Source organism: Thermogutta sp., assembly GCF_039793925.1.
Lineage (GTDB): Bacteria > Planctomycetota > Planctomycetia > Pirellulales > Thermoguttaceae > Thermogutta.
The window spans coordinates 4,406-26,553 of sequence record NZ_JBAMME010000280.1; the positions used below are offsets into that span (position 1 = coordinate 4,406).

The 22,148-nt window shown below is 57.2% G+C and carries 16 protein-coding genes and 1 pseudogene; 11 read left to right on the plus strand and 6 right to left on the minus strand.

All coding sequences use genetic code 11. The annotated features are described in order from the left end of the window. Positions 1 to 227 precede the first annotated feature (227 nt). Complete coding sequence (locus ABJK56_RS14090) at positions 228 to 2,240, plus strand: MBL fold metallo-hydrolase (RefSeq protein WP_347245302.1); 2,013 nt, start codon at positions 228 to 230, stop codon at positions 2,238 to 2,240. 6 nt (positions 2,241 to 2,246) lie between these two features. Here ABJK56_RS14090 and ABJK56_RS14095 read toward each other — a convergent pair whose 3' ends face one another. Further along, entirely contained in the window at positions 2,247 to 3,791 is a 1,545-nt protein-coding gene (locus tag ABJK56_RS14095; RefSeq protein ID WP_347245303.1) for a sulfatase, read from the minus strand. A gap of 336 nt (positions 3,792 to 4,127) precedes the next feature. Between ABJK56_RS14095 and ABJK56_RS14100 the strand changes: the two genes are divergently transcribed. Continuing rightward, positions 4,128 to 5,537 carry a hypothetical protein gene (locus tag ABJK56_RS14100; RefSeq protein WP_347245304.1) on the plus strand — a complete coding sequence of 470 codons (1,410 nt, stop codon included), beginning with the start codon at positions 4,128 to 4,130 and terminating at the stop codon, positions 5,535 to 5,537. 244 nt (positions 5,538 to 5,781) lie between these two features. After that, a complete protein-coding gene (locus ABJK56_RS14105) occupies positions 5,782 to 6,357 on the plus strand; it encodes an archease (protein WP_347245305.1) in 576 nt (191 codons plus the stop codon). Positions 6,358 to 6,395: 38 nt separating this feature from the next. Here ABJK56_RS14105 and ABJK56_RS14110 read toward each other — a convergent pair whose 3' ends face one another. The 3 genes from ABJK56_RS14110 to ABJK56_RS14120 all read right to left on the minus strand — a co-directional run bounded on the left by ABJK56_RS14110 (position 6,396) and on the right by ABJK56_RS14120 (position 10,540). Continuing rightward, positions 6,396 to 7,058 (minus strand): glycosyltransferase, encoded by a 663-nt coding sequence (locus tag ABJK56_RS14110; protein ID WP_347245306.1) that lies wholly within the window; start codon positions 7,056 to 7,058, stop codon positions 6,396 to 6,398. 338 nt (positions 7,059 to 7,396) lie between these two features. Then, entirely contained in the window at positions 7,397 to 7,768 is a 372-nt protein-coding gene (locus ABJK56_RS14115; protein ID WP_347245307.1) for a DNA polymerase ligase N-terminal domain-containing protein, read from the minus strand. A 60-nt stretch (positions 7,769 to 7,828) separates the two neighbouring features. Continuing rightward, entirely contained in the window at positions 7,829 to 10,540 is a 2,712-nt protein-coding gene (locus ABJK56_RS14120; protein ID WP_347245308.1) for a hypothetical protein, read from the minus strand. A 799-nt stretch (positions 10,541 to 11,339) separates the two neighbouring features. Here ABJK56_RS14120 and ABJK56_RS14125 point away from each other — a divergent pair. The 4 genes from ABJK56_RS14125 (at position 11,340) to ABJK56_RS14140 (ending at position 16,701) form a co-directional block, all read left to right on the plus strand. Then, a complete protein-coding gene (locus tag ABJK56_RS14125; RefSeq protein ID WP_347245309.1) occupies positions 11,340 to 12,665 on the plus strand; it encodes a MotA/TolQ/ExbB proton channel family protein in 1,326 nt (441 codons plus the stop codon). Further along, positions 12,662 to 14,425 carry a hypothetical protein gene (locus ABJK56_RS14130; protein WP_347245310.1) on the plus strand — a complete coding sequence of 588 codons (1,764 nt, stop codon included), beginning with the start codon at positions 12,662 to 12,664 and terminating at the stop codon, positions 14,423 to 14,425. The genes ABJK56_RS14125 and ABJK56_RS14130 overlap by 4 nt, the downstream gene beginning before the upstream one ends. Positions 14,426 to 14,488: 63 nt before the next feature. Beyond that, positions 14,489 to 15,514 (plus strand): hypothetical protein, encoded by a 1,026-nt coding sequence (locus ABJK56_RS14135; protein WP_347245311.1) that lies wholly within the window; start codon positions 14,489 to 14,491, stop codon positions 15,512 to 15,514. A gap of 149 nt (positions 15,515 to 15,663) precedes the next feature. Beyond that, positions 15,664 to 16,701 (plus strand): ROK family protein, encoded by a 1,038-nt coding sequence (locus ABJK56_RS14140; protein ID WP_347245312.1) that lies wholly within the window; start codon positions 15,664 to 15,666, stop codon positions 16,699 to 16,701. Between the two features lie 46 nt (positions 16,702 to 16,747). On the opposite strand, the gene ABJK56_RS14145 is transcribed toward ABJK56_RS14140, so the two are convergent. Together ABJK56_RS14145 and hemQ are read right to left on the minus strand one after the other, a co-directional pair. After that, positions 16,748 to 17,668 carry an ABC transporter permease gene (locus ABJK56_RS14145; protein WP_347245313.1) on the minus strand — a complete coding sequence of 307 codons (921 nt, stop codon included), beginning with the start codon at positions 17,666 to 17,668 and terminating at the stop codon, positions 16,748 to 16,750. Positions 17,669 to 17,747: 79 nt separating this feature from the next. Next, positions 17,748 to 18,593 carry a hydrogen peroxide-dependent heme synthase gene (hemQ, locus tag ABJK56_RS14150; protein ID WP_347245314.1) on the minus strand — a complete coding sequence of 282 codons (846 nt, stop codon included), beginning with the start codon at positions 18,591 to 18,593 and terminating at the stop codon, positions 17,748 to 17,750. A 629-nt stretch (positions 18,594 to 19,222) separates the two neighbouring features. Between hemQ and lexA the strand changes: the two genes are divergently transcribed. The 4 genes and pseudogenes from lexA to ABJK56_RS14170 form a co-directional block, all read left to right on the plus strand. Continuing rightward, entirely contained in the window at positions 19,223 to 19,870 is a 648-nt protein-coding gene (lexA, locus tag ABJK56_RS14155; protein WP_347245315.1) for a transcriptional repressor LexA, read from the plus strand. Positions 19,871 to 20,038: 168 nt separating this feature from the next. Continuing rightward, positions 20,039 to 20,683 carry a hypothetical protein gene (locus ABJK56_RS14160; protein ID WP_347245316.1) on the plus strand — a complete coding sequence of 215 codons (645 nt, stop codon included), beginning with the start codon at positions 20,039 to 20,041 and terminating at the stop codon, positions 20,681 to 20,683. Between the two features lie 11 nt (positions 20,684 to 20,694). Beyond that, on the plus strand, positions 20,695 to 21,057 hold the full coding sequence (locus ABJK56_RS14165; protein WP_347245317.1) for an ASCH domain-containing protein: 363 nt from the start codon (positions 20,695 to 20,697) through the stop codon (positions 21,055 to 21,057). Between the two features lie 451 nt (positions 21,058 to 21,508). Further along, a pseudogene (locus tag ABJK56_RS14170) lies at positions 21,509 to 22,148 on the plus strand (hypothetical protein); the annotation flags it as partial.

Genomic DNA, 22,148 nt, shown 5'->3' on the forward strand with positions numbered 1-22,148 from the left:
TTCTCTCGAAAATAAGACTTTCCGCCCAGTGGCTGGCCCAGGTTCTTCCATTGGCAAGGTCCTCGTTGGCGATCGCGGCGAGTCAAGGCGACCGCGTTCGGCCGGGTGGGGGCTGATCACTTGATTCCAACACGGGTAGGTGCATACTGGAGGCGTGCCGATTCGCTTCCGTGACGGGGCCAATTTTCTCGATGCTTCCAGGTCGTGAAATGCCGGAGGATGAGCGGATGAAGTCTGCCGAAATCCGTGATGTCCATCATTGCCGTTTCTCCCGGAGAGAGCTTCTTCAGGGATCGCTTGGCGCCCCTTTGCTGCTGGCTACCGGACGATCCGTTGTGTTGGCGGACGCGGACGGTTCGCCAAGGCCAGGGACTGTCAAATGGCTGACCGATCACCTCGGCGTGTTCTGCGGCCCGATTCATGTGGGAGTATTGAGAAACGGTCACGAGGTGGCACTCTTTGACTATGGCGACCTGGCGGTGCTTGAGTGGGCAGGGCAAGAAGGTCTGAAGATTCGCACGGTGTTCGTCACCCATCATCATCGGGAACAAGCCTGGGGGCTCGAGGATCATCCGAGGGAAATCGAAGTGATTGTGCCGGAGGATGAGCTCAAGCTTTTCACCCATGTGACGGATTACTGGTCTGCGCCAGGGACCCGCTGGCATATCTACAACCAGCATCCGCACCATTGGACATTCTCGGAACCCATCGCCGTCACTCGAACCGTTCGAGACGGCGACTCATTTACCTGGGGACCGGGCTGGATAACCGTGATCGCGACCCCGGGGCATACGGACGGGGCCGTCAGCTACTGCGTGGATGTGGATGGTCGACGAGTTGTGTTCTGCGGCGATCTGCTGCACGGACCCGGCCAGCTTCCTGATCTCTACTCGCTTCAAAAAGGATTTGAGCGTGGGCAGAGGAAAATATCAGACTATCACGGGTATCTCGGGGCCCGGGAATGTCTCGAAGCGAGCCTCGGCCGAGTCCTGGAGGTCAACCCCGATTGGCTTATCACCTCACACGGGGGAATCGTCAGTGAACCGCGGGAGGCCATTGCACTGATCCTCAGCCGCTTAGAAAAACTGTACCGGAATTACGTCTCCACGTCGGCCCTGCGGCATTATTTCCCCGAACTGTTCACCGAGTTTCAGGGACAGCCCGATCAGTTGCCTTTTCAGGAAACGCTGGAGGTGCCTCCCTATCTCCGGCACATCGGGACGACTTGGATTCTTATCTCGGAAGACGGAGCGGCCTTTGTCATGGACTGCGGGCACCGCCGGGTTATCGACGCGTTGGAGGCGATGCTTGCGGAGGGCACGATCAAACGGGTGGAAGGATTGTGGATCACCCATTATCATGACGATCACGTCGATGCCATTCCCGACTTCCTACAGAGGTTCGGCTGTCCTTGCTACGCTGTTCCGTCGGTGGCCAGTGTCGTCACCCGGCCGCTGGCGTGGCGTTTGCCGTGTATTTCGCCCTCTCAGATTGCCGTGGATCACGTTCTTCCAGATGGAACGAGTTTCCTCTGGCATGAGTTCCGCCTGACGGCCTTCGAGTTTCCCGGTCAAACACTGTATCATGGGGCCCTTTTGGTCGAGGTAGGTTCCGACCGGCTTTTCTTTGTGGGCGATTCCTTCACGCCTTCCGGCATCGACGATTACTGCATTCAGAATCGGAATTTTCTACATGATGGGATGGGCTTTCAGCGGTGTCTTGAGCTGGTCATGAAATTGCAGCCCACCCACATGTTCAATTGTCATGTGGATCGGGCGTTCCGGTTTACTAAAGATTTTTGCCAGTCGATCATCAGCCGATTGAAAGAAAGGCGGCAACTTCTTGCCCAATTACTTCCCTGGCCGGACCCACATTTTGGAACCGACGAACTGTGGCTGAGAGCTGATCCTTATGAGCAAACAGTAAAAGCGGGAAGTGTTGCTGCGCTGCAGGCCATCGTTTTCAACCATTCGGAGAAACAAATGGAGTTCCGAGTACGTGCTGTTCTCCCGCTCTCGTGGCGCAAATCGGGCGTACCAGTGGCTTGCCACTCGTGGAGGGGGTGGTCCTCCGTTTTCGCAACCCCGCGAACTGAAACCGCGGTGACGTTGACAGTCGAGGTCCCACGAGATGCCCAGCCGGGCCGCCACGTTGTGACGCTCGACGTGGCCTGCGCGTGGGAGGAATCGGCACCCCAATTTCTGCTGGGATTTGCGGAGACAGTCATCGTTGTCGAATAAGAAGGGTTAACGGTTTTCCCGCCGTTGAGCGAAGGGGCTCGCCGCTTCCGGATACCGAGCAAGGATCTCCTTGAGCTTTTGCGCGACGTTGGGAAGTTTATCCACCAGGTTCTCGCGCTCTTCCGGATCGGTTTGGTAGTCATAGAGCTCATACTGTGCCGAGCTGGTGGGGGCTCCGATCTTTTTCCATTCCACAAGCCGATACCGCTCTGTGCGAATGGCCCGTCCCATGATCTCACCTCTCGGAAAGCAGTGATAAGCGTGATCATCCACGCGGGCATTCGGATCCCGGAGCACCGGCACGAGGCTGACACCCTCAATAGGCTGCGGTCCTTCTGGACGCGGCAGGCCTGCCAATTCGGCCAGAGTGGGGAAGATATCGACATTCTCGACGACCTGACGGGTGACAGAGCCGGGCGGAGTGACACCGGGTGCCACAATAATTAGGGGAATACGCACCGCCTGTTCGTAGTTCGTGTGCTTGGTCCAGATGCCGTGGTCACCCAGGTGGAAACCATTATCACCCCACAGGACGATGATCGTCGAACCGGCGAGGTCGAGGCGGTCAAGTTCATCGAGGACTTTCCCGAGTTGGGCATCGGCGAAACTTGTGGCGGCGTAATAACCGTGAATTAATGTGCGCTGGATTTGGTCAGTCTTCAAGTTTTCTAGGGTCAAAGGCTCATAGTTGAGAATTTCACCGCCTCGCTTGCCAGCGATCGGCGGGGCTCCCAGCGGTAATTGCTGGTAAGCGGCGAGCCGGAAGTCCGCTGGATTATAGAGATCCCAGTACTTTTTCGGTGCCGTGAATGGCAGGTGTGGTTTGACAAATCCCAGGGCGATGAAGAAGGGAATTCCTTCCTTTTCGCGGCGCTCTTTGGCCGCACGCAACCGCTTGATTCCCTCCTCGGCGATTCGTCCATCCGCATAGGCGGTGTCCGGAACATCCAGTTTCTCCCAGGCTGCTCCGCGGGGAAGTCGACCAATTTGATCGAGCTTCTGATTGGTAAAATAAGCTTCTTCTCGCGTCAGTTGCCCGCCGGCGGAGTTTTGTGGGTCGAGGTACTCAACCACTTTTTCAATGACGCTGGGAACGCTCCACGAGGCGGGGTCATCGTGGTTGCCGTGACCCACGTGAAACACTTTTCCCACCGACTCGGTACGGTAGCCATATTTCATAAAGTACTGGGGCATGGTGATGGCATTGGGCACAGCGCTGCGAAAATTGTCGCCCAAGCTGTAGATCCCAATGGTCGTGGAACGCGATCCAAGCATCAGGTCATTCCGTGAGGGGGCGCACACAGCCTGGTTGCAGAAAGCCAGCTCGAAGCGCATTCCTCGCAGAGCCAGACGATCCATGTTCGGTGTCTTGGCGATAGGATCTCCATAGCAGCCGAGAATGGGCTTGAGATCATCGACACAGATCAGGAGAACGTTCGGACGCGCAGGAGTCGTTTCCCGGGCTGAAGAAATCACCCCCAAGATCGGGAGAGCAATTCCTCCCGCCAAAACCCTGGCCCAAAAGCGTCGCCAGACGATTCGTTTTGCCATAATGATCGACCTTCTTCCGCCATGTAAAACGCGGGGCAAGACAACCTAGCCGGAAAACAGGCCACGCAGCGGCTCTTTCTACTGAGATTGTGGACGGAGGGACTTTGGAAAACAACATGCTTTTGCGCAAATCAATCACACTTCTGGGCAAACACCTTGCGACTCCAAGACGTGTGCTTATCATTGGAGTGAACATGGTGGCGAGTAGTCGCCGGTTGATCACGCATCTTTTTTCTGCGAACTTACCTCTGTGGAGTTACACAGGCGATTCACGCGGTTCTGTGGGGATCGAACTGGGACGTGCCAAAGCCCCCTGGCTATATGGGAGATCACACGATGATCCTGCGATCGACTTTAGCGACGACAGCCGTCTGGGGAATTCTGGGCATATGGTGCCACCATCTGGCGGCAGAGGAGCGTTTGCCCCATGTCCGCGTGAGCCCTCGTGATCCACGATACTTCGAGCTGACTGACGGCAAGCCATACATTCCGATTGGTCTCAATATGATTGGTCCCCCCGGAAACGGACTGGAGGGGATGGAGGCATGGTTTCAGAAACTTTCAGCCCAGGGGGGAAACTATGTCCGGATTTGGCTGAGCAACCCGTTTTTCGACATTGAGCACGAGCGCAGCGGGGTGTTCGATGAGGAGCGGGCCAAACGGATCGATGCCCTTCTCGCTTTGGCCAAGAAGTACGGCATCCGCCTGAAATTGTGCACGGAACACTTTCGCCATCTGGGTGAAGGGACGCAGAGCTGGGCCGCCAAGCCGCAGCATCTCATTCAAAATGGTGGTCCGGCGAAGGATACGGCGGATTTCTTCCTCGGTGAGGCCGGGCGGACTCAGTACAAACGCAAGCTCGCCTGGTATGCTGCGCGCTATGATTGTGACCCCATCATTTTTGGATGGGAATTGTGGAACGAGATGGACGCCGTGCGGGCAAACGTCTGGGAACCGTGGACGGCGGAGATGCTTCCCGAGTTGCACCGGCTTTTCCCGCTCAATCTAGCGATGCAGAGCCTGGGGAGTTATGACCACGAGAATAAACGCGAACGATACCGGCGACTCTGTGAGATGCCTGGTAACGACGTGCTACAGGTTCACCGGTACCTGGATTTGGGTGCCCGCTGGGAGATTTGTCACGGGCCGGTGGCGGTGTTTGCAGCGGAGGCCGTCAAAGATCTTCGGTCTTTCGGAATTAAAAAGCCGATTTTGCTGGCGGAGAGTGGTGCCGTGGAGCCGAATCACAGTGGACCATTCAAACTTTACGCGAAAGATAAGGACGGCATCATACTCCACGATGTCCTGTTTGCCCCGTTTTTCGCGGGCGCTGCCGGCCCCGGCCATATCTGGCACTGGGATGTCTATGTGGATCGCAACAATCTGTGGTGGCATTTTGCACGGTTTGCTGCCGTTGTGAGGGATCTTGATCCACCTGCAGAGAATTTTCAGCCCATCGAGCTGGAACATCCCCGACTGTATGTGTACGTTCTGAGAGGCAATCACAAGACGCTCATCTGGTGCCGCGATAAAGAAAACACCTGGTGGACCGAACTGGCGGAAGATAAGCCGCCGGAGAGGATTCATGACGCAGAACTCGAAATTCCCCTCTCCTGGAACTTGCCGGAGGCCGCAACCGTGCGTTTCTACGACCCGTGGGCCGATACCTGGGCTGATAGCAAATTGAAGCGACCTCTGCCGCTGCCTGAGTTCAGGAGGTCCCTCATTATCCGGCTCCAGTATTGACGATGCATCCTCCGCTTGGCAGCATCCGATATTTGCGGGCCCAGGCAGCTCCGCACTTGTGTGGGCGGCAGGTCGTGCCGCCGCGGGTGGAGTATCTGGGGCGGATCTCATACCCAGGTGGGGTGTTCGTCTGGGTATAGGCGGACGACAGTTTCTCGCATACCATTGCAACAGGGGGGTGGGAGGCCGCTTACGACCTTCCGCATTGTGCCGCGCTTCGTGCTTGACAGACAGGAGGAAGCACATGCCATTCACTGTGCTGGACCATACAGCGGACCTGCATCTGAGGATCGAGGCGCCCTCGCTGGAAAGGCTTTTTGTGGAAGCGGCGCGGGCAATGGTGGGACAGATGTTTCCTACTGTGCTCTCCTCACAGACGGAAAACGAATCCGTGCAAAACGATGCCGATTCAGGCGAAGCCACGAGCTCTTCTGGTGAAAAGCAATCCGGAACCGACAATAATGTTCCGCGGGTGGATCAGTCCACGGTGGTGCGAGAACTCACGTTGTCATTGGGTGAACCGCTGCCGTCGGTGGATAAGGGATTGGACGGAGAAACGGAGAGGCTTCCTGCGGTTTGGGAAGATCTCTTCCACGACTGGCTGAGCAGAATTCTTGTGCTGAGCACGGCCGACCGTCTTCTGCCGATTCACTATAACGTGACGTTTGACAAAGAGGGCTTGCACGGTCGAATTGTCGCACGGCCTCTGGATCCCCAGCACGATGTGGGAGAAATCGAGATCAAGGCGGTGACGTATCACGGCCTGAAGCTCGAACGCACCACCGGTGGCTACCGAGCTGAGGTGATCTTCGATACCTAACAGGATGTCCCGCGTTCGACCGTCCGGGGAGGGCTCACTTATTCGTCGAGGGCAAACTGTTTGAGCCGGGAAAAGATCGCCAGTGCCGATCGTGGGAGGGTGCTCTTCGGTGGCGGGGGCAAGGCTTCCGGTCCGTCGGATGTTGCGTAGCTCTTTGGCCGTTCAAGTCCAGAGCTGCTTTGCGCCTCGGCTCGCAACGACACTGTGGCGACATGGGGCTCAAATCGTGCAAGGACCTGAGCGAGCCGCTCGGGAGAACTCAACGCAGGCAAGATGGGTGATGTGGCTGACCTGTGCAGAAGAACGCACTCGGCGTGGGGCTTCGAAGATGGATCCCCATAAAGGCCTACGACGACCGGCACCTCGGCGCTTGCAGACCACAGGCGATGAAGCCCATCCAGACTGACGGGTCGATGATGCAATGGGATGAACACGAACTCACCCCGGCTAAGTGCGAGGGCTGTACAGTAAGCCAGGTACATGCCCCGTGGCTGTGCATGCAGCGCTAGTTTGATTTGGGGATAGGCCTGGGCAAGGTCGCAAAGGACGTCCGGCGTGGCGTCCGAAGACCCATCGTCCACGAGGACAATCTCCCACTCTGGCGTGAGGTCGGAAAGCCCGTCGATATAGGGAGGAACGACGCGCAGAGCCAGATGCTGGGCGTTATAGAACGGCATGAGGGCGGACAGCGAACGCGCCAACGTTGTGCTCCTTCTGGCTGGTTGGTTTTGTAGGAAGATCCGGACGACAGATCGTCCAGACCAAAAGAGCGCCCATCCGTGCCGATAAGCCAGGGGAAGTCCGACCGGCCCCTTGGGCTTGGGATCCACCGTTTTCTTTCATCGCCAACCAGCCGAAGTCTTTGCAGAAGGCTTTGTGAAAGTCACGTTACACGGAACCTGCCGGGATTACAGCAAAGCAGGAAGATGATGAGATTTTGTACTGTAGCGTGCCACAGCCGTCGGCAGGAAGTGGCAGAGCTCTTTTACCGTGAGAAGCTAAACCGGTGTGAAGCCCCACCCACCCAAAGGGCATCGGGTCAACTTGGGGGTGAGTCTTCGGCCCAATACTGGAATCGCCATGATTGACACTCGGGATCTACGAGAAAAAGTTTCGCCCGACCGCGCAACCGGTCACCTATCAGAACGAGTTCCAACATGAGGCTGGTGCGCTTGCTCAAAAGGTATGTGCCTTTATCCCACCGACATACGGTACCACGGCCACCCGAGATTTCTCCTTCATATTCCAAATAGATCCTGCGATGGTCAGGTAGTTGCTGGGCGGGAATTATTTTTCCGGAGGCCGGCATTTCGCTGAGCGCCCATGTAACGAGGAGTGTCGCCGTTTCCAGCATCAAGTCATAATGGAGTCCGCGAGGACTGTCGTGTTCCAGAATGACAAATCGGCGCATAATCGCCTACTACCTTATGCCTTAACGAGCATGATGATGAATCCGCCTCCCACGTTCATTTTAGCGATCCACAACGGTTGTATTTCGTGTGACCGTGAGAGGGTATGAGAACCCCTGACAGGTGACCTGGGCGTTGATTTGTGCCGGGCCAGCTTTTTTGGCGGTAAGACCGAGTCGAAATCGCAGGCTTTGCCCGGCCGGCAACGGTCCACGAGCAACGAAAACGACCACACCGTGAGACGGCGACTCAACTTGAACCGGGGTGGAAGTCATCTCCGGATCCCACACGAAGCTGTCCGGGATCGTTACGGCAAGTCGGATGTCCGAGAGCGGACTGTGCCCAGAATTTGTGACCACAAATTCCACGGTTTTCGACTTGCCGATTGCGATCGGATCGTAGCGATCAATAATTGACACCTTGGCTGGACATGCACCCGCGGCGTCTCCCGATGCGGCGGTCTCTGTGGGAGGTGTCTGGCTACTTGAACCGTCGGATTGTGATGGCAACGTGTCCGAGATGGGTGGTCGCCCACGGACGGTCGGCGTTGGCGCTGCCGGCTCAATCCGGACGCACGCTTGCTGCTTAATTGAACCGCCCTCTGGACTGACAAGTTCGCCGCGGCAACAAGCCTGCTCGCTCGTTTTCAAGGCTCGCAACTCCACCTGCCGGCGGATGGGCTGGTTGGGTGCCAGCGTATTGAGGGTCCACGTGATGACATCGCCCTCGAGTTGGTATCCAGCACTCGCTCGGAGAGGCTCCCATGCTTCATCAAAGGAGCACCGCAGTCGAAGATTGGCGATGGCGCTCGGGCCGGTGACCGTGATCTCGCAGGTGAAAACGGCTGATTCGCCCAGTTTCACGGAGCTCGGCCCAGTGATTTTAAAATTTACCGACTGGAGCGTTGAACTCGCAGAGGATGGAGCGGGCTGGGAAGGCGTGGTGGCGGGTGTCGGAGGTGGCACACCGGCCCCTGGACTTCCCCCAGGCAAGGTGGGTGAAGCTGCCGCGGGACTTGACGTGCCCGGAAGACTCTGCCCGGATGGAGGTAATTGACTCGGGGTTGACGGACCAGTGGAAAAGGGAGGTGAAGGAATGGCCCCAGGGCTCGTGGCGGACGACGGCCCCGGTTGAGCAGCTCCCGATGGGAGGCTGGAGCCGGAACCCGATGTTTCCGGCTGCGCTTCGAGACATGTCGACTGTGAGGCCAGAATACCGGCTGGCCCGCTCACCTGCACGGTGTGGCACCACCGTCCTGGCTGCACAACTTTAAAGACCACACCAATTGTTTTTGTTTCACCAGGCTGAAGCGTTCCGGGGAGGTCCCGTTCCACGGCCCCCTGGGCCACTGCGTGCTGAAGACCTCGATCGAACGTATCCTTGACGAGGAGGTTGCCAAGCGGAGCGGTGCCGCGATTGGTGATCGAAATGACGAACGTGACTTCCTGCCCCACGGTGGCGCGGTCGGGTCCCTGCACACGCAATTCCACCGTGCCCGTGGTGGGAGAGGTGGCAGGAGCCGCCGTACCGGCCGATATCGTGGCGCAATGCTGGGCCCGCAGGCCGCCCGCTCCCTGGGCTTCCGCACACAGAGAACCCGTGGCACCTTGTGCGGCTTCAATGACCACATCGAGCGTCCGCATCTCATGGGCATTCAGCCGCCCGATGCTCCACGTCAGGGTGTTTCCCGTTACCGAAGCAACGGGTGTAGTACTTCGTGGAGTGAACCCGCTCGGCAGTGTGGCCGTCACGATGACATTTTCCGCCGGGAGGTCGCCCGGATTATTCACTTCAATGCGAACTGTCGTGCTCCCGCCGGCTGCGACAGTTGGGGGAGCATTGACCCGAACGGAAAGCTGGGCGGCGGACCAGGTGACAAGCGTCTGTCCCGAGGCCACAAGCAATTGTTTCCCGGCCGCCCCGGGGGCATCTCCCGGACGGATAATCTGAACGCTGATCTGCGTCGAACCCCCGAGAGGCTGGGTCTGGAAAATCTCAGCAGCCGCTTGCCCTGATGAATCCACCGGGACTTCCACAGATGTGGACCCTTCTGGGGCGAAAGCCGCGGTAACACCCCCGGTGATCTCGTAGCGAACCTTCCAACCAGAACATGGGGATCGGTCTCGCTGTCGGATGACAGTTGTGACGAGTTTGTGGCGGGAACCAGCCGGAACAATCGCTGGGGGCGGGAGGGTCCACTCCGCATCCACCCAATGGATCGTGGCAGTTTGCACCCGACGATTCCAGCTATGGACACAGGGTACATACACCTGGACCACGGATGTACCCTCAACGGGACTGGTCAGACTGACCCACGCCTGACCGGGTCGGATGATGACATCATCGTTAGGATCGACCGTGCCGCGGGTCAGTCGCAAATACTGCCGCGTGGTACTTGTGATGACGAAGTGCTCATTAACTTTTCGCGGTCTGGTAAAATCACCCACCAGATAATCGATGAGGGTGGCCCGGTTGAAATCGACAAAAGCCCCCACGCCACCGGGCATGATGGTCCATTCCACGCGCTGATTCGTCAGCATGTACTGGTCCTGGCCGCGAACGCTGGCGACAAGGATCACCTCCGTTCCCACGGTAGCCGCCGTTTCCTGCGGGACAATCGTGAATTCTGAACAGTCGCCAGGGAGGATGGGGCCCGGGACTTCTCGGTAATATTCTCCGGACGCAGCAGGGGGTGGAACGGTGCCAGGAACGGCGGCTGGCGGAGCGGTGGTTGCAGGGGCAATGCACCCGCTCACCACAACGCTAAGGAGCACGAGGGAATTCCGTGCGCTGTGGTGCCGCGTGCAGGAACCGCAACTAGGCGGAGCGCTCCACAGTGTCATGGATGTTTTATAAATGCGTGACGCCACTCCCGTTTATTGTGCATTCATGCATGGTGAACCGATTTAGCTCCTCGCACCGCGGTTCACGATCCGCTCTCACGCGTCAAGTTTTTTCCAAAGTTAAACAATCCCGACGCTACGGGAATTCTTTCCCAAATACTGCCCCGCTGAAAGATACTTACGTCGCCGGGCCTGTGTTCCAGCTCGCGTCTTCGGGTGTAAAAACGCTGAACACCGGCGGGATTTCCTTTGTGCAAACTCCCCTGGATAACGGGCGCGACCAGGGAAATCCTCTCTAGGGCCGGCCTTCGGCCTGTGGGCTAGATCGAAACGTATCCCCGCGGGTGTTCACTCAAGTTCCAAAAAGCGCGAATACTCCGGTGACCGGAAAATCTCGGTCGCATGATAGGCGATTTGTGAAAAATCGTGAAGAGCAATTCTGGTAAACTGCGGATTGTGTGTTGAATAGATGGGGTACGGCACGCCCCCTTGGGTTGAATTTGCCTTTGTTGCCTTGTCTTCGCCACTTGCCTGATCTCGAGAGTGTCGCCTCGGGCCAGTTTTTGGTGTGGAGTGAGCGTAACGATTGTGACGATTTTATTGAGACAGGACTGGCCCCATCCTTGCCCACTTGGCATTGACCCGGCGGCCAGCCTCAAAGACAATCCCCCCGGGAAACAACTGCAACCCGGTGACGGAATTATTTCGAGCAAAATCAGGACCTACACCCATGAGGACTTTCCGCTACATCCTCCATCGGATCGCAAGTTCACCCCTAGTTTGGGGAGGAGCGTTGTTTGCCCTCTACCTCTTTTCGCTTAAAGCCGCTGACTGGCCGGGAGCAGAGTTTCTCCGCCGATATACAACCGGTCACCCCATCGAATACGTTGAGACGCTTCTTTTTTTCTTGGGATTGAGCGCACTCGCGTCCAAAGGATGGCGAGTGGCGGGAGAATGGTCCCACCTGGTAAAGTTGCAGGCGGGAAAATCGCTCCGAAATACGACTCCTCAGGAGCTTTGGCAGGCGATCGATGCAGACGCAGGAGCGGCCAAAGAGAGCACGTTCATCCGTCATATCAGGGCCGGCGTCCTTTACGTCCAGCGACGGCATTCGAGCCGAGGCCTGGACGAGTATTTGAGAGAGCTTGCCCAGGAAGAGGCTGACAATCGCCGTGCCGACTACGGGTTCGTGCGGCTTGTCGTCTGGGCGATTCCGATTTTGGGATTTTTGGGAACAGTCGTGGGGATTACGCTGTCCCTAGGGAACCTTTCTCCCCAGCAACTCGAAGAAACGCTTCCCACGGTTATGGGGGGGCTAATGGTGGCCTTCGACACAACGGCCCTCGCGCTGGCTCTTTCCATGATCCTCATGCTTGTCCAGTACGCGGTGGATCGAGCGGAGCAAAAACTGGTGGTCACCGTTTCCGAGCGCGTGCAGGACACATTGTTTCCCGCATTTGTGGGCGAATCCGGAGTGGATGAGGACACACAAGTGCGGCAGACGTTACGCGGAGTCGTCCAGGCATGCGAAGAACTCGTGCACGTCCAAATCGAACTGTGGCAGCAGGCCCTCAAAGAGCGGGACGACGCGATTAAGGAGTTGTGGGACCGCACAAGTGAGGCTTTGGAGCGAGCCATGACCCGCGCCCTCAATGCCACGGCCGAGCAACATGCCCACCGCTTGCAGGAGATAGAAACCGCCCATCTCCAACAGATGGCTGGTTGGGCAAAAAACATTCTGGAGCCTATTAACGTGCAAATGAACTCAGTAGGTGAGACGCTTCGTCGATCTGCTGAGGTGCTTGCGGAGCTGGAAAATCGCCTCCGCGAGGATGCAGTGGTGTGGCGAAACCTGGGTAAAGGCGTGGGAGAACTGGCCGAACTTCAGCGGCTTTTGGACCAGAATCTCTCGGCTGTAACGTCGGCTAAGCACTTCGAGGAGGCTTTGGCAACCCTCGCGGCGGCGGCCAATCTGCTGAGCGCGCATCTCCACCGGCTTCCCGCCGATCGGGGCCCGCGGTCGGAGATGCATCCATCCAAGGCAAAGGCGGCATGAAGCGGCGATCGCGGCGCTCCATTTTGGGGAGTGACAATCCGGTTTCATTGTTTCCCTTCCTCGCCGTGCTCATTTGCACGATGGGGGTGCTCATACTCCTCCTTGTGATCCTTGTCCGTCAGGCGCGGTTGAAGGCCCTGGCTCAAGCTCGGGCGGCGAAGGCGGGCTCGGCGGCTGAGGAGGCACTGCCCTCTCCGGAAAAGCTGCGCCAATGGGAAGAAGACCTCCAGTGGCAGGAGGAACAACTGCGGGTCAGTCATGAAAAAACACAACAGCAATTGACGGAAGCGAGGACTCTGTTGGGGCACATAGAGGATTCCCTCCGACGTCTGCGTGACGAAGGACTTTTCTGGCAGGAAAAGCTACGTCAGCTTGAATCTCTCCGCCAGACAGCCGGGATGGAGCAGAAATCGCTCATAGAATCGCAGCAAGCAGAGCTAGACGAGTTACAGCGAAAAATTGCTGATCTGAAGGCGAAAAGAGAGGAGGCGAAGCGGCAATCGTCTGCCCGAAGTTACGCGATCATCCCTTATCAAGGCCCGCATGGCACGCGCCGCCGACCTATCTATCTGGAATGCCGAAGCGACGGGGTCTATTTGCAGCCGGAAGGAATTCGCTTTCCGCCGGAGGACTTTCTCGGACCACTTGGACCGGGAAATCCCCTCGACGCGGCCCTCCGCGCGGTGCGGGAGGAGTGGCTTGCACGCCACGAATTCGACCCCCAGAAAGATGGTGAGCCTTACCCTCTTCTCATTGTTAGGCCGAGCGGAATCGAAGCATATTACGCAGCCCGGGCGGCAATGACGTCGTGGGGCACCGAATTTGGCTACGAACTTGTGGAGGACGACTGGCCCCTCTCCTATCCACCGCCGGATCCCCGCCTGGCGCAAGAGGTTCAGGATGCTGTCACGTTGGCGCGGCGTCGGCAGCAGTTCCTAGTCCAGTCAGCGCCCGGAAAATATGGCAACCGACCTCGCCGCTTCCGACCAGCCCCCACCGTTGGTGGAGCCATCGAAGACATTTCTGAAGAAGACCCGTCCGCCACTGCCGCAGACGATCCAATGCTCGCCCGGTGGCAGCAAAAAACGCGTTTGAACGGGTCCAATAACCAGGAGATTTCCTGCCCCGGGTCGGGGACAAGAGGTTCGACGGAGGAAAACCGAGCACGACCGCAGTCCGATAGCATTGCCGCGAATGCCGAGTTCGTTGTGACGGACCAACCTGTGTCGATCCAGGGCTCGCAGGCTTTAGATGCCAATCGCCTAGTCTCAGGTATCGCGATGCCGCATGGTTCAAACCTCGCTGATGCCAATGGTGGCGGCAACCAGCTCGAGCCGTCTTGGCCAGAGTCATCGGCTTCTCGTAGCGCGGCGGGCACGGCGTATTCAGAATCCCTTCGGCCATTGGCGGATCGCCACGGCCAGGGCTGGGCTCTCTTGCCTCACGATCGAGGCATGATTCCCGTCACCAGGCCGATCAAGATCGAATGTTTTCCCGACCGGTTTGTCCTAGTTCCGGATAATCCCCTGATGGCCACTCGTGTATTTTTGCTCGACAACGGACCCGAGATAGCAGTGGAAGAGATGGTGAAGACCGTCAAAGAATACATCGCCAGTTGGGGAATGGCTGGACGTGGAATGTACTGGCGTCCCATTCTTCGGGTGCATGTGGTGCCGGGTGCGGAAAAACAATTTGACATGTTGCAACAGCTCCTGGCCGGAAGTGGGCTTCTCATCGAGAGGATGCCCGAGGTACGGTGACCGGGGCCAGTCTGCCGTTCATCCAACAGGATTGACTGAAAACAGGCGGAGCGGCTAGCTCACATGACGGGACGAGGTGCCATGGAGGACCAGTACAGCGCCGGATATGATTCGTTCCTCGACACCGTGACCAATATTGTGGGCATTCTCATCATCCTGGTCATGGTGGTCGGTGTGCGGGCGCAGCACGCGCCGGTCAATCTTTTTCTGCCGGAAGATCCCACACTGAAGGAACGTGAACTGCAAATGGAGGAGCTGCAACGGCGGTCTGCGCGATTGGTTTCCTTGCGCAAGGACATTCTGGAACTGGCTGGAAAAGTTGAGCAGACGACTCTCGAAATTAAAGCGCGTCTGGCAGAACGCGATCGGCTGGCCTTGTTGGTGGGGTTGTTGAAAAAGGAGTACGAAGAGAAGTCCAAGCAGCTAAGTGATGATACAGCCCGACAAGAGGAGCTTGTACAATCCCTGGCAGAAGCCCGCGAAGAGCTTTCACGACTGGAGCGGGAAGTTGCCGCCCAGCAAAACCGAACAGAAGTCGTTCAACTCGTCAACTATCCGACTCCGTTGGCAACTCCCAGTGATCACGAGGAAATCCATTTCGTCATCGAAAAAGGAAAAATCGCTTACATTCCCCTGGATCGACTTCTGGAAGAGCTTGTTGCCGATGCCCGTCGGAAGCTTTATCGCCTGCTGGAAGTACCGGAAATCACTGGCGCCGTCGGGCCGATTGGTGGATTCAAAATGGAGTACTCGCTCGTGCGTCGTCATGTGTCGGGCACCCCGGGCGATGGAAACATGATGACAGGGGCATACGCCCAACTCCGTCAATGGGTCCTGGTTCCCACGGGGGCCGGTGGTGAACCCGTTGACCGTGCGCTGGAAGAGACGTCGGAGTTTCGCAGACGTTTGGCCGGCTACCGACCGGATAAAACGGTTGTTACCCTCTGGTGTTATCCGGACGGCTTTAAAGACTTTCGACGGCTGAAGGATTTTCTTCACGCGCGTGGCTACTCGGTGGCCGGCCGTCCTCTTCCCGAGGGCTTTCCTATCATGGGGTCTCCCGCAGGGACGAAATCGGCTGCCCAGTGACAGGCAACCGCTAAAATCGACCCAATCGGCCCGTCCTTCTGAATAGGATCCATGCTCAATTGGGGGGCCTGTGGGACTTTTCTTGACTTTCGGCGCGACTCTGTGTTTGTTTAGAGTGTACCATCCAGTAAAAGAAGGGGATTTCCAACATGGCTCCAGCCATTAAGCCGATTCCGCTCAACCGCGCTATACCACCGTTCTATGTAGGCATTGATCTCGGTGGGACCAGTACGAAGGTGGGGCTGGTCGATGACTTGGGACGGCCAGTTTGCCATTCCCGAGAGTTTGCCACGCTTGTAGAAAATGGTCCTCAGGATTGGATCCAGCGGATCAGTGAAACGACGATGGAAATGATTCAGACCTCGGGGCTGGAGCCCACCGAAATTGCTCGGATTGGATTAGGCTGCCCGGGAATTCTCGACTTGCAGACTGGCGTCATGGTGAACCCCACCAATTTCCCCGGCTGGGGAGGTTTTCCGATTCGGGATCGCCTCGCCGACGCCTGCGGAATGCCGGTCGTCATGGCCAACGATGCATCGGCGGCCGCTTACGGAGAGCTGTGGATCGGTTCGGGTCGCGGTTTTCATAGCCTGGTCTTCCTCACTTTGGGAACAGGCGTGGGCTGTGGCGTGATCATCGGGGACCTTATTATCGAAGGAGAGCATGGACACGGCACCGAATGTGGGCACATTCTTATAGATCCCTCTGAGACAGCACCCGTTTGTTCGTGCGGCAAACGCGGCCATTTGGAGTCCTTTGCGAGTGCCACGGGCCTGGTTCGCCGGGCCAAAGAAAAGATTGCCGCGGGCAAGGCACCTGCTCTGGCGGAACGTGTTGCCCAGGGCGAAAAGCTGACTCCCCTCCTTATCGCCCAGCTTGCCGAGAACGGGGATGAACCCGCGCTAGAACTCGTTCTGGAAACTGCCCACTACCTAGGGCTGGGGATTGTCACTTTGTTACATACTTTTGATCCAACGGGACTTCTCCTGGGCGGCGCGATGACCTTTGGCGGTATGAAGTCCCCGGTGGGACGGCAGTTCCTGCAAAGAATTCGAGAAGAAGTACAGCAGCGGGCATTTCCTACCCTGGCGGAGAAAGTCGTGATTCGGTTTGCCGCATTGGGAGGGGATGCTGGTTTCATCGGCGCGGCAGGAATTGCCCGTCTGGAACAGCGCAAACAGCGTTAAAAAATAGCGACTTGACTCTTCTCTGAGCGTGCCATGTTCAGTCGACTCATTCGAGTTCCACGCGAGGGTCAAGGACCGAATATCCCAAATCCACAAGCATATTGGCGCAGTACAGCAACAGCGTGAAAAGCAGAACGAGCCCCATAGCGAGGGTGTAGTCCCTCTGAATGGCCGCTTCGACAAAGTGCATTCCCACACCGGGGATAGCGAAGATCTTTTCTACGACCGGCGATCCCGTGATGATGCCCGCCGTCGCTGGACCAAGGTAGGAAATAACAGGAGGCAGGGCCATGGGCATGGCGTGCTTGAAGATCACCACCATCGGCGCTACACCTTTAGCCCGAGCTGTACGCACGAAATCCTGATTGAGAACATCGAGGAGACCGGTCCGAACCAGGCGGGCAATCGAGGCTGCGTAGGGTAATCCGAGGCTGATCGCCGGCAGAACAAGATGGGAGCCGCTGCCCCAACCGGCAGCGGGAAAGACCGGAATCAAAAACACTAAAAGAATGATAAGAACGCCCGCCAAGATAAAATTGGGTACCGCCAATCCTACCGTGGCCGCCACCATGAGTGCTCGGTCCCAGATAGTGTTTCTCGCCACGGCCGACACCACGCCCGCTGCGACTCCCAACGTCATGGCCAGCCCCAAAGCCGCAATTCCCAACGCCGCAGAAATGGGTAGGCCCTGCGCGATCACTTCATTGACTGTAAAGTCGGCCATCCGATAACTGTAGCCGAGGTCCCCCCGCACAACGTTGCTGAGCTCACGCAGATACTGCCGCCAGGCTGGCTCGTCGAGGTGGTATCGGGCGGCCAGATTTTTTTCAATTTGCGGATCCAGGCGGCGTTCCCGGTCGAGTGGTCCGCCGGGCACGGCCCGCATTAGAAAAAAGCTCACCGTGAACACGACCCAGAGCGTGATCGCTAGCCAGATCAATCGGTTGATAAAAAACCTCAGAAACATGCCTCAGGCTGTGATCGCGAATTCCCCCGTTGGCGGCGGCAGTCAACCACGACTGGTTGGAAATGGTTACACGTCTCGTTCAACAAATCTTGCAGTGATCCAGTATTTGTTGGGGAGAGGCCCGATAGCCGCTGTAAAAAGGCCCGAAGTCGGCATACCGGGCACTGGCCTCGTCGAATCGCATGCGGTAGACAATATCTTTAAGATACTGAGGATTGCGCGCCCACAAAGTCACCCCCCATTCCCAGTCTTCTAACCCGATTCCCACCGTCACAAGCTGCGTCACCCGACCGGCGAACTTCATCCCGGTCTCACCGTGTTCAGCCGTCAGACGTTCCCGTTCTTCAAAATTGAGCATAAACCAGTTTGCCTCGGGACGACGTCGCTTGTTCATGGGATAAAAACAGAACGCTGGCCAATCCGGCAAGTCGGGATTCAGCCGTTGTTTTCGCATGATTTCGTATCGTTTCGCGTACTGCGTCGTTCGTTGGATGAACTCAGGGCTCTCCGGGGATAGGCCTTCCTTTTGCAAACGTTCGGCATAAGCCTGCGGAGTGTGTAAGTATTCCGAAACCTCCGTCAGGGAGACGAATGACCACGTGGGGATGAGCATAGCACCCATCGCACTGGCCATCAGGCGATGGTGAAGTCCCTCCAGCTTGAGCGGATCGGCATCCAGCATCATCAAGCCGAAGTCGGCCTTGTGCCCCATGATGAGATATGTCTGCAGTCGTGCTGGAGCCAAATCCGGAGGAGGCGTCAAAACTGCGCAAAACTCCTCACAGGCTTGTTGCCTGTCGCCTGGGGAGAGGCGTCGCAACGCTGGCCTGGCGAACCGATAAAACCAGTGTTGGCAGTGCCACCCCTCTTCCGGCTGCAGTGAAATAGCTGGACGTGGTGCCGTTTCCGGATGTTGACTCATCATGGTCGGATTTAACTCCTGCTCTCACAAACAGCGATAAATAAAGTTGAGTCGTCAGAGGATTCCAATCTTTGCGAACCATGAATTCTTTCCGGCAAAGAATCAGCAGGCAAGCGGTCGACCTCCTGACCCCGTCTCCAACTTTGCATAACCCACGACATGGCACGAGCGCCATGTAGTGTAGGGGTAACTCATGGATTGCCCCAACCGGCGTTACGGCCACCGTGCAAAACACGGCGAGTAGCGGCGATTAGTGAATCGCCCCCTGTCGTTTAGCCGAGCGCTTGGAGCCCGCTGAGCGAAAGGGATGACCGAAACGTGGGAATGTGGAGCTGACATGCACGTCGCTCCGGACTGGATCTCACTCGTACACAAACCCGCGTGCACGTCCGCTTGCTCATTGCCAGAGGAAAAGTGGGGATATGTCAGGTTCGGTCCCACTTGACGCAAGTAAGTAATGTTGTACACTTGTACACGAGTGGGCCTCCTGCAACACGTTGCATATTCTAGATGGCGCGTCAACGGTGCCGGATGGTTGACCGGCAGTGCGCGCTAGCGTGATGTCAGTCGCAGAGCGAAAGCCGTGCGGGGAATAGCTAGCAGGGGCCGCTAATTGCGAGGGACAGACAATCATGAATCCAGCAGAGTCTCCTCAATCGGCGTTAACGCCCCGTCAGCGTGAAATTCTCAGTTTTATCAAGAACAGTATTGAGCGGCGGGGATATGCCCCGACAATTCGGGAAATCGCGGCTCAGTTCAAAATACGCTCACCCAACGGAGTGCGTGGCCATCTGCGGGCTTTGGAGGCCAAAGGATTCATAACCCGTGATCCGCAGCGATCGCGTGCCATTCGCGTGAGTGAATTCGCGCGATTGGGACCTCAGACTGGCAAACGTTCCTGGCGATCGGGTTTGCCTCTGGTGGGGCGGATTGCCGCCGGGCTTCTTCATGAGGCGATCGAAAACGCCGAGACCTTTGACTTTGAGAGTCTTTTTAACAACAAAAACGGCGATTTATTCGTGCTTCGAGTCCAGGGAGATTCAATGATCGAAGCGCAGATTGCGGACGGAGATTACGTGATCGTTCGCCGCCAAGATGTTGCCGATCCGGGAAGCATTGTTGTCGCCCTGACGGACGAAAATGAAGCCACTCTCAAATACTGGTATCCCACCAAGCGCGGGGCAAAGCTCGTCCCGGCCAACAAGAATATGTCGCCGATCTTTGTGAGAAATGCCCGCGTGCTGGGGGTTGTCATCGGGGTAGTTCGCAAGCTCGATTAAAGGGGAATCGCTTTCGGCATCCGGCAGCCCAAGCTCTTTCCTCCCTTTTCTGCAAACAATGTCGCGCTGTCGCGGTCGTTTACGGAGCCATGATCTTGGGCTAAGATGCAAACAGGATGTTGCGACCGATTGTTCGTTCGTCGTGAGTATTGTGAAAGATAAAACGAGATGGGCTTTCGGTTTTTCTGCCCGCAAGGCCATATACTGGAGGCCGAGGTGGATCAAGTGGGCCAAGCTGCGGCCTGCCCCTTTTGTGGCACCGCGATGCTCATACCCCCGCCTAAGTCCGTGCGGGAAAATGGTCTTGGGATCTCGTTGACCCCCGGAGATGAACAACCGGAGCTTCGCGAACCATCGACGGTTGCGGCCCAGTTCGATTTCTCGCCTCCCAGTCTGGTAGATTCGCAGCGTCTCCCTGCTGCTAAATCTGGTCCGTCTGCCGAGAATGCTGCGGGCCCTGTGGAACCCGGCTCTGACTGGTCGTCCGTGCAACCAGAGGCAACTTTTCCGACAAGCATGGAGGGCGGTCCTGCGGTCTCCGATGGTGGCCCGGAGGTCTATCATATCCCGTGCCCTCAGGGGCATGTATTGGAAACCCCCCGTGAGATGCTGGGCACCGACGCCATGTGCCCGTTTTGCCAGGCTGTCTTTCATTTGGCGTACGAAGCGAGTCAGGAGTACCAGGAGAGGCGTCGGCGTCAGATCGAGCTTGCGGAACAACGGGCGTCGCTGTTCTGGATTCGGCTGGCTGTCGGTGCTGCGATCCTGGTAGTCGGTGGCCTTATTGCAATGATCATCCTTGCACCCAAGTGATCAGGATGCCCATGCTCCTTTTCAAGAAAAAATTCCTTAGCGACATCCGCGAAGGGCGAAAGACACAGACAATCCGCGTGTGGAAGTTTCGGCACATGCGCGCCGGACAAAGGAGTTACATTCCGGGGGTGGGGTATATCCAGATCGATGAGGTGGAGGCCGTTTCTCTGGACGACCTCTCTGATGAGGATGCCATTCCGGACGGCTTCACAACGGTGGAGGAGCTTCGAGCGGAGATTTGCCGGATTTATTCGGGACAGCAACTCAGCGAGCGCAAAGTGTTCCGCATTCGTTTTCATGTGCTGCCTGCCGCGGAGCAAACGCGACTGCGGGAGGAGCGTCGTCAGCCGCGTTCGGCGCAGTCTAAAGGATAGCGCTTCACGGGTCGTACCACTTCGAGGGATGCTTTGGCGGTCAGGCAGGAGCGACTCGTTTCTGTTAAACTGGGGCCGTTGCGTTTACCATGTCGCCCTAAGCTTCTCAAGTTCTTGTCTCTGATCTCCTATCCAGACCTCCTCTTTGCTCTGCGTGTCCTAAGCTCGTTTATCATCGATCATTACTCAAACTAATCTAATTGTCCATCCGGGTTAGATTAACTTTCCGCTTTATTTTTCCGATATGACCAACAGGGGAGTGCGCTGAATCGGTATTTAAGGGAAAGTTACCAGTTGTACCGGTTGTGCTCAGGAGGATGCAAGTGACGATCGTTGGAGCCTTTCTGATGGTCTAACGGTTGCTCCCTCGCAATGCCGAAAACCCAAACAGGGACGTCTACCATCCCGGAGCACACTCGCCGCAAGAGGACTCACCAAAAGGAGGGATGACATGAAAAGGCTTGGCGTTGTACCGCTGCTGGCGGCTTTCCTTGTCGCCTGTTCAGCGGCACCTGTTGAGGCCGGCTATTGCGGTGCCGTGCGATTGGCCCGCGCGACGACGGCCTGCGCTGTGGATGTGGGGTGTACGCCCCAGCAATGTTACACGGTGCTTAAACCGCACCGCAAGTTGGTGTACGAGACCCAGCAAATCACCACGTATAAGACGTGCTTCGAACGGGTGGTGGAGCCTCGTCAGGTGACCTACACCAAATACGTTCCGGAGATCCAATACCGAGAGGTCGCCCGCACGGTCATGAAGCCCGTCTGGGAAACCCAGACCCGGCAGGTGACCTACACGGTGATGAAACCTGTGTGGGAGACGCGGACGAAGGAAGTCTGCTACACGGTGATGAAGCCCGTGTGGGAGACACGGACGCGGACCTACACGGTGTGCAAACCTGTGTGGGAGACCTGCACGAAGGAGATTCCGTACACGGTTCTCAAGCCGGTGTACGAGACGGTGACCAAGGAGATTCCCTATACCGTCCTTAAGCCGGTGTATGAGACGCGACAATGCACCTACACGGTGATGAAGCCTGTGTGGGAGACGCGGACGAAGGAAGTCTGCTACACGGTGATGAAGCCCGTGT